A 14,798-nucleotide genomic window follows, 5' to 3' on the forward strand; every position below is an offset into this window, starting at 1 on the left:
TTAAAACGGGTTAAAAAGCTTATGTAGTAAGCTTTAGCTTGACATAGCTCTGAGCCTGAAATTTATTTCAAGGCTCTTATGTCAGTGCCAAAATCCTCAATCCGGTGAATCGCCCCACCTCCTCTAGACTTTCGCCTTGGCTGAGAGTATCTCTCTCAATCGAGTGCAAGCTTCTTCGATCTTGTCAATACTGCCCGGATTAACCAACCCATAATAGTCAAAAACATAGACTTGCTTGTTTTGAGTGGCTTTTAACTTATTCCAGAAAGGCTCGGATTTGAACTGCTCCGCATTCGTTTGCTCGGTATCCACAACCAGCAGAACATCTGGATTTGCCTGTAGGATTTTTTCAGCGGAAAGGGTGACATACCCACCCGTTGGACTTTGACTCTGTAAGTCGGCCACGACATTTTTTGCCCCAAATTTACTGAGCAAGTCTCCTGCCCAACTGTTTTTATTGGGTGCCAGGATGGGTTGACGACTCACAAGCACGAGCGTTGATGGAGCTTTGCTCACTGATTTTCCTAAAAAAGTTTGGTAACGTTTCAACAGTGGGGCAGGGTCGGCACTAATGGCTTGAGCTAGCTGTTTAGTAATGTCTGTGAGGTCATCCCATTTATCAATTTTAGTGGCAAGGGTGGCAATGCCCAAATCTTTGAATTTTGCTAGGACTTGAGCGTGAAAGTCTTTGTTGCCAACCACGAGATCGGGTTTGAGAGCAACAATTTTCTCCAAGTTGGGGGGTGCTTGCCCTTTGCTCACTTGTGTGATTCCTTGAAATCGGGCATCTTTATCAAATAACTTACTGCCTGTGATGCCGACGAGTTTGCTTTTATTGAGTTGGTAGACAATGTCAGAGGACAGAGAGGTAAGGGTGACGACTCGTTCTGCTGCCTTTTTAGAGGGGGTAGAGTTGGCTGTGGGCTGGTTCGTGGCAGCATGGCACGCGATTAAAACCAAGCTCAGTACAATTGTGGCGATCGCCATAGTCCAACGACGAAACATAAACAACTCCTCGTTTCAACCCTGTATTAAGACTGCTAAATCAATATCGTAAGGAAGCTCGCTAACCTCCCAACCTTCAACTTTCAACCCCAAAAGGGGCGATCGCACAAATTTGCACACCCACTGGCGTTTGGAGAACAATCACTTCAACGCCAAAAACTTGGGCGAGATTTTCCGGGGTGAGAACTGCGGTGGGTGTACCGATCGCACAAAGACATCCTTGCTTGAGCATAGCGATGCGATCGCTATACCGTGCCGCTAAATTCACCTCATGTAGCACTGTGATAATCGATAGTCCTCGCTTCTGATTGAGGCGTTTGAGCAGTTCCAGCAGTTGTAGCTGATAGTGAATATCCAGATAAGTGGTGGGTTCATCTAACAGCAGCACTTGTGGTGCTTGTGCGAGTGCCAATGCCAGGAAGGCGCGTTGTCGTTCACCGCCGGAGAGATGTTCAACGGGGCGATCGCTCAAGGATTCGATTCCCGTTTCTGCGATCGCTTCCTCGACTTTTGCCCGATCTTGTGCATCTAATTCCCACTGCCACCAAAGTTGATGAGGACTTCGCCCCAAACTCACCAGTTGCCGCACGGTTAACCCAGTGGGAACTGTTTGTTGCTGTGGCAGGATAGCCAGTTTTTGAGCAACGACTTGAGCGGGTTGGTTGTGAATGGCTTTCCCATCCAGAATTACCGTACCCTTTTGCGGTGCAAGGATACGGCTGAGGAGTTTGAGTAATGTGGACTTGCCCGAACCATTTGCACCCACTAGGCTAAGCCACTCACCTGATTGGAGGGCTAAGTTAATGCCGTGAATAATGGGTTGAGTGCCATAACCACCGACAAGGTTTTGAGCGTCTAAGGGCATAAGCGAGTGGGGGAGTATTGCTGGCAATGATTACTGTCGCTTAAATAGTCCAATCCTCAAGGGATAAACCAGGAACTTTGTGAAAGTCTTGGTGATTGCGTGTAACAACAACTACTTGGTTCGCTAGAGCGATCGCAGCAATTCTTAAGCGACTTCAGCATCTAGTTCACGTCGATAGGCAGCCATATCTTCTACAAACTCATCAAAGAGCGGATCGTCTTTGAACATACCAGTAAATTTGACCCACGGGTCGGATTGTTCAACCTTCTGTTGGTATATCAAGATTGGCAAACAACATAGCCGTAATGTGAGCCACCATAGGTAAGACATCAGAGGACTTAAGAAGCCATCGTCATTAATCAGACCATGAGCCATGCGGTTTCTCAGATTGGAGCCGGAATGCTCAACTAATAAACCCTGAAGGTCAAAAAGCGTGTCCTCATCAAAAATCGAGGTTATTTCTGGATAGTTGCGAGGATAAAGGGTAGAAGTCAAATAGTGTTCATTTTGAATTCCCCTATCGTCGAGTCCAGAGGTTATTGCGCCTCGTTTCTCCAGTAAATAACGGACAGAGTTCTCGATTTGGGGAATCAGAATATGGGTAGATGTAAAGAAATCTCCAGTTAGTCCAGCGTAAAGCCCCTTTGCAAATAAATATTCTCGCTCTGATGGTACGAAAGGGCTATGTGACACGATTGGAAGTAAGTCATTGACTCGTACAGAGTGTTCTAACTTGAGCTGATATCTGGCAGGCTCAATAAATGCTTGGGCATGGAGTCTTTGATACTCAACTGCCAGCCTGTACATTTCAAAACGAGTTGCTGCTTCTGCATCATCAGGATTGCTAGGTTGACTTGCCACAACCTTACCCATCTCATTCTTCATGACTACTGGCATGAACTCGGACATCCAAACCGTATCCTGCACCTTTTGTCGGAGACGAGAGATTTTAGGTGAAGCACCCAATAAAGCTAGCGCGAAGAGAGCATCCTGGAATTCTTTACCTTTAACGTATGCTCTGGCTTGCTCTACTTGCTTACTGATATCGATTTCATGAGAAAAGGTAATGTATTCCTTTGAGGATTCCTCCTGATACTGGATAAGGAGCTTGTGGACCTCTTCAGCTCTTGCTTTATCTGCTGCCTTTTCTTCCTTAGTTCCTCGGATATTTCTGAAAGCTTCAACGGCTTTCTGTAGATAGTGTGATGCTGTCAAATAGGGAGCAGGGTTCCGCTGAAGTGCATCTTCAGCTTGCTTAACATAGGTTTCGGCAGCCAGCATCCATGCTGCACGTTCCTTTGCCCCATCTTTCTCGATCAGATGCCATCTTGCTTTAATTTCCCAATAGGCTCTTGCCCTATCCCACTCATGTGCTGATTCTGCCAGGATTGCGGCTTTTTCAGCGAGAGCAGCATATTTCGTCGGGTCACTGAGTCGATATTCTTGCAAAAGCTCCATAAGCTTTGCTGGCAGCCACAGTGGAGCTTCTCCTGTGCCGGAATCGAGAAATGTCTCTATCTGTGTGACAACCACTTCGCTGTGATGTTTAATTCTGCGTGCTAGCCGAAGTGCCCGTTCAATCCGTTTGAAACACTGATTCCAATTCTTAGAATTCTCTAGTTCTGTAGCAGATTGTAAGTAGGCCGTCACTGCTAGCTGAGCCATTCGATAGTTACGTCGTCTGACCCACAAAATATCTGCAACTCGTGCCTGAAGTTCAGGATCTGATATGTCAGGAGCAATTGCGGCAAGAAAGTCCAGGTGTTCGTCTGTCAGGTTCTGGAAAATGTCAGTAAAAAATTCCTCAGTTGACTCTGGCTTGATTGCAGCACCAGTTATGAATGCCAGAATCTCAAGGACAGCTTGTTCTCTGATGTTCCCTGCTTCTTTTGCCTCCTCTGCCTTTTTCCACAAAGCATTGTTGTAGGTCAGACAGTCTTTTTTCTCACCTCTGTTAATCACATCCTGCCAGCGAGAGTTGATGAAATCGTCTTTAGTAAGAGGAGGATTCAGTGATGGCATAGTCTAAAGCTACTTCCCTATATGCTCCTACTATGCCAAATCTAACGTTGTGGGAGTGTCAAGAACTTCTAGAAGCCGCCGATCGCCGAGAAAGCAACCAGACAAACAATGGCGATCCCAAAAGTGCCGTAACCGCCCCCACGGGTAACTCTACCGCCCCCAAGCGGGACACAATATCCGCGAACAACAGGACTAAGGCACCCCCAATTGCAGAAAGTGGCAGCACCCAACGGTAGTCTGTACCTACCAGTAGCCGCACGCCATGAGGTACGACTAAACCCACAAATCCAATTAATCCGCCGACACTCACAGCCCCTGCGGCAAGTAAGGTAGCGACTCCTCCAATTAAAAGGCGCGATCGCATCAACGAAAATCCCAATCCCACCGCCAACTCATCGCCCAAATTCAAAATATTAACGGAGCGAGCGAGTAAACAACCGCCCAGCAGTGCCACCAACACATAAGGGCCAGCCACTGTTACTTCTGGCCATCCTCGCCCATTGAGGCTACCAATCAGCCAATTGAGAGCCGCTTGAACTCGACCATCATCAGCTAGCAGGAGCATGGTTGACTGAATCGCTCCAAACAGGGAACTAACGGCAACTCCCCCTAAAATCAACCGTTCCACGGAAACACCGATACTCGTGCGAGCCAGGATATAGACAAATATCGTTGTTAGGATAGCACCGACCCAAGCGGCTATGGGTAACCACGCTTGAAACAGCCCCAGAGTCACCAACCCCACAGCCACCAACCCAGCACCCGCAGAAATTCCTAATAAAAACGGATCGGCTAATCCATTCCGCAACATCCCCTGTAACAATGCACCCGACATCCCTAACGCCGCCCCCACAATCAAGGCTGCGATCGTTCGAGGCAAGCGCAGATCCCAGAGAATTGTTTGATTAATCGGATCGCCTTGATGAAGTAATGCCTGCCACAACTGGGAGAAACTCAGGTAAACGGCACCCTGAGACAGAGAAATCCCAACCGCCAAAAGCAAGCCGCCGCCTAAGAGCAAACAAGCTTGCCACACTCGGTAGCTCATACCCTTCTGGATTTTGGATTTTGGATTTTGGATTTTAGAACTCTGATTAGTTTATGGTTGAGAAATTCAACTTTTCTGGTGTGAAACAACGGATTGAGCAGGAGAATATTTGCTGAGCAACTGAGCAATCTCCGGATTGTAGAGTCGTAGATAATTCCAATAATTGGCAAAAACGGACTCTACATAACCCTTGGTTTCTCCAAACGGAATCACCTCAATAAAGGCATCCGGGTCGCTGAACCCATATTTACTAATCCAGCTGGACACGTTTCCAGGGCCAGCATTGTAACTGGCAACCGCTAATAGAGAATTGTTGCTGTACTCTTGGTGGGTGTGGTCGAGATACCAAGTGCCGAGTTTAATGTTGTCATCGGGATTTTCCAGGTTATAGTCCTTGATCTGGATTTTCTGGGCAATCCAAGTGCCGGTTCCTGGCATCACCTGCATCAAACCTTTAGCACCCGCAGCCGAGCGAATTTTCGGTTCAAATCGAGACTCTTGTCGAATTAAACCTGCAACCAGGCAAGGATTAAGTTGGCGTTGTCCAGACCAACTGATAATGGATTCTAGGAAAGGTAGGGGAAACAGAGCTTGCCAGTATCCTGGTTCTTGGCGCAATTGTTGCCACTGCGATCGCTCTTCGGGTGTATCTCGTAGGCTGAGGTTCCAAATTTTATTAATCCCGATTTGATGCTGACCAATCCCTACGTTGAGCAAACCATCCGTAAATTGCTCAGCAACCGTAGACTTAAGTCGGTTCTTGAATTCTACCTGCCAGAGTGTCCAGGCACTCTGATTCTGTCCTAACTGATAAAGTTCTTTTAAGGCTGCCGAGCCAGTGGGCGGTGTAGGTCGTACTGGCGGGGGTACAATCTCTGGTTTCAAGTCTCGCACGGTGGTAAAGTCTCCCACATTCCAGCCCAACAAATGAGCCGATCGCCACGCATAGAAGGATTCTGGATAGCGACCTAATACATGCTCAAATGCGGCTGTTGCATCTTGTTGACGCCCCAGATGAGCCGCCCACCGACCCACCCAAAAGGCGGCTTCCGGAGCCTGTTCACTATCCGGAGAGTCAGTAGTAATCGGTTGTGCCCATTGCCATGCTTCTTTATACTTGCCCGCCGTTGCCATTTTCTTCGCAGCCTTCCACCGATACTCTGCTGCTGCATCTGAGGTTTTATATTGGGTCAACACCGATTGACGTGCTTGGGTGGCGGAGGTGGTACTTCCTTTCGCCTCTAGGATGTCGGCTTTAGCCAGCAACGCCTCAGGTGCTTCATCCGGAAACTTTTTGATCACCAAATCGAGATAGGGCAGCGCCTCATCTGATTTGGAGAGACTGGCGAGACGCCGTAATCCCAGTCCAGTTTCCTTGGCATCCGGAAAGTCCTTGAGTAACTGTTGATAGGCAACTTTAGCTTCTGCTCTCTTGCCTCTGAGGTGATACCCGCGACCCACCCGATAAGCGTTGAGAGGGGTTCGAGGTGCTTTGGCATAGGCTTTAGCAGCTTGGACATACTCCATTGTTTCCCAGTAGCCAAAAGCGATCGCTTCCCAATCTTCTGGCTTAAGTTGAGCGGCAAACTCGTTGACTAAGCGATCGCGAATTGCCCCCATCCCTTTCGCCTCAGGGTTAGATTTGGCTAAGCTCAACAACAAAGCGGGTTGCTTAGGGTTCTTACTCAAGCGTTGGCGAATGATTTCTTGGGTACTGGGATGAGACGGGAATTTTGCGATCGCCTGATTCCAGTACTCAGGATTGGATTGACCCAATGCAGACAAGGCTTCTGCTGCGACTGGCTGAGTCGGATAGTTGGTCAGGATAGCATTCCAAGCGGCCTGAGCTTTTGCTTTATCCCCCATCAATTCATAAGCTTGGGCGCGTTTTACGGCGATCTGGGACGCCAACACGGGATATTCTGTATCCAGTCTTTCCAGCCACTTGAGTGCCTTTTCCCCCTGTTTTTGCTCAATCAAATCCGAGGCTAACAGATAACGGGCCCGTTGCTGGTCGAGAGATTTTGACCCAGAGGCAATCGCTTCTAGCTTTGATGCTCTCGCTTGAGCTGACAGCGACACCAGCGGCAAAACTTCGGATTTTTCCTGTTTTGGAGTGAGTTTGAATTGATTTTGAGCCTGTTCGCGTCCAGTCCATTGATCCAGTAGACCGGTCATTTTCAGCGCTACAATTGATGAGCCAAGCAGGGCGCATAGTAGTAGTCCAGCCCCTACCGCCACAGGAATTTTGTTGATTCGTCCCTTTAGCATTACCCCTCGTTTGCCCAAAATTGGCACAATCGTTTTTTATTTTGCGTGAGCTGATTTCAGTATTCAGAGAGTAGGCGCTCTGTTCAGACTCAAATCGCCAAAACCCGACGTGGAAGATTTTAGCTTGCTTTTAGGCAGACTGACAGGAAGGCAGTCTGCTTTTGATGGATGACAAATGTTGCTGCAATCGATGATTCCTCAGCCTGAGAGTATGAATCGTGAGCCTTTATGAGTTTTTGAGCAATACTTGAAGATTAGGTACATATATATTGATTGATAGAACCAGGAATGGACATTCGAGCAACGGATACACCCCGCCTAGAGTGGACTGGCGATGCACTAGCTGTTGGGTTATTTGAAGAGGCAACAACGCTAACTGATGATTTAGCCCAACTGGATGAGAAGCTTGGCGGTACACTCAAGGAACTGATTGAAGAAACAGAATTTAAAGGAAGCGCTGGTAGTAGTGCTGTAACACGCGTGGGTGCCGGTAGCTCAATTCGTAAAATTATACTGGTGGGGTTGGGGAAACCAGACGCCCTGAATTTAGATAGCTTACGCCGTGCAGGGGCAGCGATCGCACGGACGGCGAAACAGCATAAAATCAAAACTCTAGGCATTAGTTTGCCTGTAGTTAAGGATGACCCAGCGGCAACAGCACAAGCGATTACTGAAGGCATTGTACTCGCCCTGCATCAGGATAATCGCTTCAAGTCTGAACCGGAAGACAAAGGAGCCAAACTAGAACAGGTTGAGTTGCTAGGACTGGGAAATCAGGAAGCGGCGATTAGTCGTGCTCACGCTATTGGTTCGGGTGTAATTCTGGCACGGGAATTAGTGGCAGCACCGGCGAATGTAGTGACGCCCATTAGCTTAGCTGAAACCGCAGAGGCGATCGCATCGGAATATGGCCTTTCCCTCGAAGTCTTAGAACGGGAAGACTGTGAGAAGCTAGGGATGGGTGCCTTTTTAGGTGTCGCTCAAGCGTCAGAGATGCCCCCAAAGTTTATTCATCTCACCTACAAGCCACAAGGTACAGCGAAGCGTAAACTGGCAATTGTGGGTAAGGGTCTTACCTTTGATTCCGGTGGCTTGAACATCAAAGGTGCAGGGAGCGGCATCGAGACGATGAAGATGGATATGGGTGGTGCTGCTGCAACATTGGGTGCGGCGAAAGCGATCGCTCAATTGAAGCCAGATGTTGAAGTTCACTTCATCAGTGCAGCAACGGAAAACATGATTAGCGGGACGGCGATGCACCCAGGTGACATCCTTACTGCCTCCAACGGTAAGACGATTGAAGTCAACAATACTGATGCGGAGGGACGCCTAACTCTAGCCGATGCCTTGGTGTTTGCTGAAAAGTTAGGAGTAGATGCGATCGTTGATTTAGCCACGCTGACCGGTGCTTGCATTATTGCCTTGGGCAATGATATCGCTGGTCTGTGGGCAACCGATGATACTGTAGCTTCACAGTTGAAAGCGGCGGCAGAACAAGCGGGTGAAAAATTCTGGCAGATGCCGATGGAAGACAAATACTTCGACGGTTTGAAGTCACCCATTGCTGACATGAAAAACACTGGACCTCGTGCGGGAGGTTCCATTACTGCCGCTCTCTTCTTGAAGCAGTTTGTCAAAGAAACGCCTTGGGCACACTTAGATGTTGCAGGCCCGGTTTGGGCCGATAAAGAAGACGGCTGCAACAATGCTGGTGCTACGGGTTTCCCAGTTCGCACCCTTGTGAGTTGGGTACTCAGCGACGCTTGAATAACTTGACCCAAGAAGAGGGTGTAGCTAGAACATCAGTGAACTAGTCAAACAGTAGACCTCTTGCTCTCATTCGATTTTCGCCCCTCTAACCCCCCAACTTTGGGGAAGAGCCTCAAAGTCCCCCAGAATTGGGGGATTTAGGGGGCATCCCATGATTTATGCAAGAGACGTTCATGAGCGGTACGCTCACACTCCAGGATGAAAGGAGACTTTCAAAACAGGTCTAGTGATCAGTAAACGAGGAAGGGCATGGAGCATTGCACCACTGTTGTTCCACGCTCATGGTTTTGGGTTAACAGTTGCCAGTTAGCTGTTGACGCGAAAGTAAAGTGAGAGCCTCACACTCAGGAATGTTTCTTTGTTCACTGTTCACTGTTCACTACTCAAGGCTCCACCGTAACTGGTGTACCAATCTTGACTAGTGTGTACAACGCCAGGACATCTTTATTAAGCATTCGGATGCAGCCGTGGGAAACGGCTTGTCCCACTGACTCTTCGTTAGGAGTACCATGCAATCCAATCAAGTCACGTCCATCTGTCCAAAAAGCAATCCACCGAGTACCTAAGGGATTATCTGGCCCTGGAGGGATGACGGTACCATTCAAGGGATTCTGCCAAGCTGGATTGCGTTGCATATCAAGTACTTTATAACGACCGATAGGAGTTTCCCATCCCGGCTTGCCAATTGCGATCGGGTAACTCACTTTCAATTGATTGTCTTGATAGACATACACGCGGCGCTGGCTCAACCTAATCACCAAATAGGTGTTATCAATAGTACTTTTGAGGTCAGTTTCCTCTGAGGGAGGATACACAGAAGGCTCTCCCAGAGAGGGCACTTGAGGTTCTTCAACAGGCGAGGGACTTTCAGGCTGGGATTTATTGATTGTGGGATTGTCTGCTGGAACGCCCGAAGCCCCGGCTTGCGGCTGAACGCCGAGCATTAAAATGGCTGCACTCAAACAGAGCAATATGACGCTTTGAGAAGGGGATAAATCCCTCATCTTTAGTGCCATTTTTTCTGATAAGTATTTCATGGTAAACGCTGGCTTGAGAAAAATCCAATGTGTCCTATTTAACTGGACTTCCTCAGTAATTTTAGTCTTCAAAAAGCCAGATATTTGAATCAGCATGACCCCTATCCAAAGGATGTATATATTTAGGTAGATTAATCTCAAAATAACAGCCGTTAGGATTTGAAAGTCAATTTACCTCTATCAAGAGTCTTGCCGACTAAGACTCCAGCGTTAGCTTGGTTTTTACTCAAATCTTGTGAAAGTGAGGTTATAATGCGTCTTCAAAACCTAGAAGTTGTAACGGGTGTGATGCTGTCCGTGTTAATTTCAGCAGTGTCAGTATATCCGGCGAGCGCTCGTCCTTTAGGGGAAGCTGGGTCAGCACAACGGCTGAGTCAAACAGATACTAATCGCAATAATACAAGCCCTTCCAATCGCAACACGACACCTTCCAATCGCGACACGACAACAGATACGATTGATTCACCCACTACCAATCCCACAAACGATTTAAGAGATACCAATCCTACCAATACAACGACTACGCCCGGTACTGGTACTACCAACGATACAACCAATACCAACCGCACCAATACAACCATTCGTCGGCAAGAACGAACGATTCAGCAAAGGACAATCAATCAAACCACACCTGCCCCGACTGATACAACGACTCCTGATACAACATCAGCTCCTAGCGTTGAACAGCCTGCTCCACAGTCAACCACTAAGCCTCCTGTGCTAGGACGGTGGTAGTGTCGCCTGCCCTTTTTACAGGAACACAGCAATAAACCCAAACTAAACTCGTCAGCTCGTTTCGCTTTATCTTTGCCTGGGGGCACGACATAGTCGTGTCCCTCTACTTATATTCCAGGCAATTACAGGGAAACAAGCAAAGCCCACGTCCTTTAGGCGTGGGATGTAGCGTTGGCGCTTTTAAGCGCCGTCAGTCTTCCCCTCTTCTTTGAGCTTATCAATCCAATCCTCAACAAGCTGAGTCATTGTCTTTTCTCGGCTTTTTGCTACTCGCCTTAACTTCTCAAGCCTACTGACTGTTATCCGCAAACTAAGTCTTTCTTTGTCCATTTATCCACCCATTGGACACCCATTAATGATAGAATGGTAGCATGAAGACACTGAAGTTCAAGCTCTACAGTCACAAGCGGAATAAATACCTCAAGCGGTCAATCAATGCTGCTGGGTTAATTTATAACCATTGCATTGCTCTGCATCGTCGGTACTACCGAATGTGGGGCAAATATTTGAACTGTGCGAGGCTTCAGAAGCATATTGCTAAGCTACGGAAACGTAATTCTCTCTGGCAACTGGTAGGCTCTCAAGCTGTGCAGGATATCTGTCAGCGCATTGATAAAGCCTACCAGTTGTTCTTCAAGCACCACAAAAAAGGAGTCAGACCGCCAGGATTCAAAAAAGTTAAAAAATATAAGTCATTCACCCTTAAGCAGGCTGGATACAAGTTCTTAGGAGGGAATCGAGTCAAGATAGGGAATCGAGTCTATCAATACTGGAACTCTAGGGAGATAGAGGGAACTGTCAAGACGCTGACCATCAAGCGCACGGCATTGGGTGAGTTGTTTATGGTCATTGTTGTAGACGGATATTCAACGCCAGAACTCACGTTCGAGACTGGTAAAATAGCTGGATTTGATTTTGGGTTGAAGACGTTTCTCACTTGCTCGGAAGGGTTCAGCATTGAGTCGCCGTTATTCCTAAAAACATCTCTCAATACAGTCCGGAAAGCATCTAAACAGCACTCCCAAAAACAGAAAGGGTCGAACAACCGCTCTTCAGCAAGAAAGCATCTAGTCCGCTGTCACGAGGCTATTGCTAACCGTAGACGCGATTGGCAATGGATTCTTGCCCATAAGTTGACCGACCAATTTGATGTGCTGTGCTTCGAGACGCTAAATCTCAAAGGAATGCAACGTCTATGGGGACGCAAGGTTAATGACTTGGCCTTAGGTGACTTCCTCCAGATTCTAGAATGGGTAGCCAAAAAGAAGGGCAAGCAGGTCATCTACATTGACCCTTGGTATCCATCCAGCAAGACCTGTTCATGCTGCGGTCATGTTCTCGGTGAAATGGATTTATCAGTTAGGCGGTGGCGCTGTCCATCCTGTCATTGTGTTAACGACAGGGATGAAAACGCCGCCATAAATATCTGCATGGTTGGGAGTTCAACCCTAGGCGTAGGAGATGTCAGACAGTCACAGACTGCAATCTCTGTCTGATGCCTGAATTCCACCGATTGAATCGGTGGGAGTGGCTCAATCCGTGATATCGTCATTAATCTCTAGCAAACCAGGGGGTGGTGTAATTTCAATCCGACCTCGCTGAAGATCGACAACAGGTGCGATCGCTTTGACAAAGGGAATCAGAACGGTTACTGGCTTCTTTTCTTTGGGGCGCTTGGCTTTGCGTATCTTACTGGTTCGGGTGGGAAGTGCCGCTTCTGGCTTGGCTGGCGCTGCTTCCGGTTGCTTGTGTAACTTGACTTCCAGCAGGCTGTTCCCGGCGGGAATCACATCGACAACGACCCCTAGTAATTCGCCCGTAACTTGATTAAACACCTCCAGATCGAGCAAGTCGATCACATGATATTCATCTTCTCCTAGCTCTGGGCGATCGCTAGCTGGTACAAAGAGAACAGAATCTCGCAATGCTTCTGCCTGGTCGCAATTTTCAACGCCAGCCAATCTGACGACGTATAAGCCTTTACCCGGAACATAACGACCACCCAGCAATTCTACAGGTTGCGGTTCAGTCTCACCCGGTCGCTTCAGAAAGCGCTGTCCGGGTTCTTCAAACCGTTCTGGAAAATCCGAATTCGGATAAACCCGCAACTCTCCTTTTAATCCTTGCGGTGCAACAATCTTGCCAATTTCTAGCCAGTCCTCATTATCCATTCTCTATAAGCATGTAGCTGTGAGCTTTTAAATTCTAGCGACTAGCTCATACTTTTGAGTTCTGGGAGACGATTGAAGAGTTTAAGGTCTATATTTTAACAGTGAGCTCCTCAGCAGTGAGAACCTGAGCAATTTTTAGTCATCATCATTAAGAGCCATTCTTTCTCATCAATGCATTCAGAGCTTTTCAAGAGGTGATTTTATATTGGAACTTTTAAAAAACCTTGTTGCTTCAGGAGGGTTTATCCCTCATGGGCATTGCTTTCTCTGGAAGCCAGAATTGGTATGGCTCCATGTCATGTCTGATTCTCTGATTGCGATCGCCTATTATTCCATCCCCATCACACTAGACCAGCTCGGCAGAAGTAACCCACCAGCCTAAAAAGGGGTGATAACAGAGGTAAACTTTCAATAGCTAACTCATTAAGCCTACAAAAAAGTTGGCTTTTTCAGCCCATGCCCAGCCCCCAAGCCGAAAAAATTATCCTCTCTGACAGACAGCAAGCTCTACTCCAACAGATTGTGCGTCGCACTACGAATTCTTATCGCCTCGTCAGACGAGCGCAGTTAATCTTGTGGGCGGCTGCCGGAGTTTCTAATAGCCAGCTAACAACAGAGTTGAAATTAGACAGGGGTCAAGTGCGCTTGTGGCGAGAGCGATGGCTAGCAGCTACTCCTCAACTGGCGACTGTAGAATCACAAAACAACAGCGATCAAGAGTTGATGGCGCTAATTAGCAATGTATTAAGCGATCGCGCCCGTCTGGGAACAAGCAAGTACTTCAGCACAGAACAAGCGGTGCAGATTGTCGCTTTAGCCTGTGAAAGTCCTCAAGCCTCAGGATACCCTGTGAGTCACTGGACTCCGACCGAGTTAGCGGCTGAAGCAATAAAACGTGGCATTGTAGAAACAATTTCACCTCGTAGTGTGGGTCGTTTTTTAAAAGGAAGCTACTCTACAACCTCATCGTCACCGTTACTGGCTCAATGCCAATCCTGACAACCCTGTTGAATTTAGACAACAACTCACCTATATCTGTGAACTTCACAAAAAAGCCTTGGAATTATTGACACAAGGCATTCATTTGGTCAGCACGGATGAGATGAGTGGCATTCAAGCTTTAGAAAGAATACATCCAACTTTACCGATGCGACCAAAAAGGGTGGAGCGTATCGAGTTCGAGTACATCCGACATGGGACTCAAACTCTGCTGGCTAACTGGCACGTAGCTAAAGGAGTGGTGCTTAACCCGACTATTGGTGCAACTCGTACAGAAGAAGACTTCAAGAATCATATCGCTCAAACTCTCGATACTGATCCAGAAGCTGGGTGGATTTTTATTGTTGACCGACTCAACATTCATCAATCCGAATCGCTAGTGCGTCTGGTAGCAGCACATTGTAGTATCCAAACTGAGCTGGGTATCAAGCAGAAAACCGGTATTCTCAAGTCGATGGCAACTCGTGCCGCTTTCCTATCTGATTCTAATCATCGCATTCGCTTTGTCTACATCCCTAAACACACCTCCTGGCTCAATCAGATTGAATGTTGGTTTAGCATCTTGATGCGACGCTTACTCAAGCGAGGTAATTTCACCTCAACCCAAGACCTGAAGCAGAAAATCCTTGATTTTATTGCTTACTACAATCGTACTTTTGCTAAACCCTTTGAATGGAAGTTTAACGGCTTCCCAAAGGTGGGCTAGGCTGGTGGGTTATTTCTGCCGAGCTGGTCTAGTCAATTTGTGAGCAGCTTTATGGCGAGCTTTGGCAGAGCGTTGCGCGGGGGCAACAACAGAAGTACGAGCAACAGTGGCATTCGCTTTATCATCATCATCAAACAGGATGGGGGCTAAAGCCGCTCGCATATGCCAT

Annotated in this window: 12 protein-coding genes and 1 pseudogene; 6 read left to right on the forward strand and 7 right to left on the reverse strand. The window is 47.6% G+C overall.

Going from position 1 to position 14,798, the window contains the following annotated elements; all coding sequences use genetic code 11:
* Positions 1-123 precede the first annotated feature (123 nt).
* From V6C93_RS31015 to V6C93_RS31035, 5 genes are all read right to left on the reverse strand, one after another.
* Positions 124-1,005 (reverse strand): ABC transporter substrate-binding protein, encoded by an 882-nt coding sequence (locus V6C93_RS31015; protein ID WP_333480533.1) that lies wholly within the window; start codon positions 1,003-1,005, stop codon positions 124-126.
* A 76-nt stretch (positions 1,006-1,081) separates the two neighbouring features.
* Positions 1,082-1,870: an ABC transporter ATP-binding protein gene (locus tag V6C93_RS31020; RefSeq protein ID WP_349262888.1), complete on the reverse strand. Its 789-nt coding sequence runs from the start codon at positions 1,868-1,870 to the stop codon at positions 1,082-1,084.
* A gap of 144 nt (positions 1,871-2,014) precedes the next feature.
* Positions 2,015-3,892, reverse strand: a complete 1,878-nt coding sequence (locus tag V6C93_RS31025) for a DUF4209 domain-containing protein (protein WP_333480535.1) — start codon at positions 3,890-3,892, stop codon at positions 2,015-2,017.
* 58 nt (positions 3,893-3,950) lie between these two features.
* Entirely contained in the window at positions 3,951-4,940 is a 990-nt protein-coding gene (locus V6C93_RS31030) for an iron ABC transporter permease (protein WP_333480536.1), read from the reverse strand.
* A 66-nt stretch (positions 4,941-5,006) separates the two neighbouring features.
* Complete coding sequence (locus V6C93_RS31035) at positions 5,007-7,211, reverse strand: transglycosylase SLT domain-containing protein (RefSeq protein ID WP_333480537.1); 2,205 nt, start codon at positions 7,209-7,211, stop codon at positions 5,007-5,009.
* 288 nt (positions 7,212-7,499) lie between these two features.
* Here V6C93_RS31035 and V6C93_RS31040 point away from each other — a divergent pair, with 288 nt between their 5' ends.
* The gene (locus V6C93_RS31040) at positions 7,500-8,978 is read left to right on the forward strand and encodes a leucyl aminopeptidase (RefSeq protein WP_333480538.1); all 1,479 of its coding nucleotides are present in this window, start codon (positions 7,500-7,502) and stop codon (positions 8,976-8,978) included.
* Between the two features lie 386 nt (positions 8,979-9,364).
* Here the strand turns inward: V6C93_RS31040 and V6C93_RS31045 are convergent, their stop codons facing one another.
* Complete coding sequence (locus tag V6C93_RS31045) at positions 9,365-10,018, reverse strand: L,D-transpeptidase (protein WP_333480539.1); 654 nt, start codon at positions 10,016-10,018, stop codon at positions 9,365-9,367.
* Between the two features lie 252 nt (positions 10,019-10,270).
* Between V6C93_RS31045 and V6C93_RS31050 the strand changes: the two genes are divergently transcribed.
* Together V6C93_RS31050 and V6C93_RS31055 are read left to right on the forward strand one after the other, a co-directional pair.
* Positions 10,271-10,753: a hypothetical protein gene (locus tag V6C93_RS31050; RefSeq protein WP_333480540.1), complete on the forward strand. Its 483-nt coding sequence runs from the start codon at positions 10,271-10,273 to the stop codon at positions 10,751-10,753.
* A 371-nt stretch (positions 10,754-11,124) separates the two neighbouring features.
* Positions 11,125-12,249: an RNA-guided endonuclease TnpB family protein gene (locus tag V6C93_RS31055; protein WP_333480541.1), complete on the forward strand. Its 1,125-nt coding sequence runs from the start codon at positions 11,125-11,127 to the stop codon at positions 12,247-12,249.
* Positions 12,250-12,285: 36 nt separating this feature from the next.
* On the opposite strand, the gene rimM is transcribed toward V6C93_RS31055, so the two are convergent.
* Positions 12,286-12,924, reverse strand: a complete 639-nt coding sequence (gene rimM, locus V6C93_RS31060; RefSeq protein WP_333480542.1) for a ribosome maturation factor RimM — start codon at positions 12,922-12,924, stop codon at positions 12,286-12,288.
* A 202-nt stretch (positions 12,925-13,126) separates the two neighbouring features.
* Between rimM and V6C93_RS31065 the strand changes: the two are divergent.
* From V6C93_RS31065 to V6C93_RS31075, 3 genes and pseudogenes are all read left to right on the forward strand, one after another.
* Positions 13,127-13,273: pseudogene (locus V6C93_RS31065) on the forward strand (sensor histidine kinase); the annotation flags it as partial.
* Between the two features lie 107 nt (positions 13,274-13,380).
* Positions 13,381-13,923, forward strand: coding sequence for a helix-turn-helix domain-containing protein (locus V6C93_RS31070; RefSeq protein ID WP_333480544.1), 543 nt, complete (start codon positions 13,381-13,383; stop codon positions 13,921-13,923).
* Positions 13,924-14,026: 103 nt separating this feature from the next.
* Entirely contained in the window at positions 14,027-14,629 is a 603-nt protein-coding gene (locus tag V6C93_RS31075) for a transposase (RefSeq protein WP_349262889.1), read from the forward strand.
* Positions 14,630-14,798 lie beyond the last annotated feature (169 nt).

The sequence above is a fragment of the Allocoleopsis sp. genome (genome assembly GCF_036703385.1).
Classification (GTDB): Bacteria; Cyanobacteriota; Cyanobacteriia; order Cyanobacteriales; family Coleofasciculaceae; genus Allocoleopsis.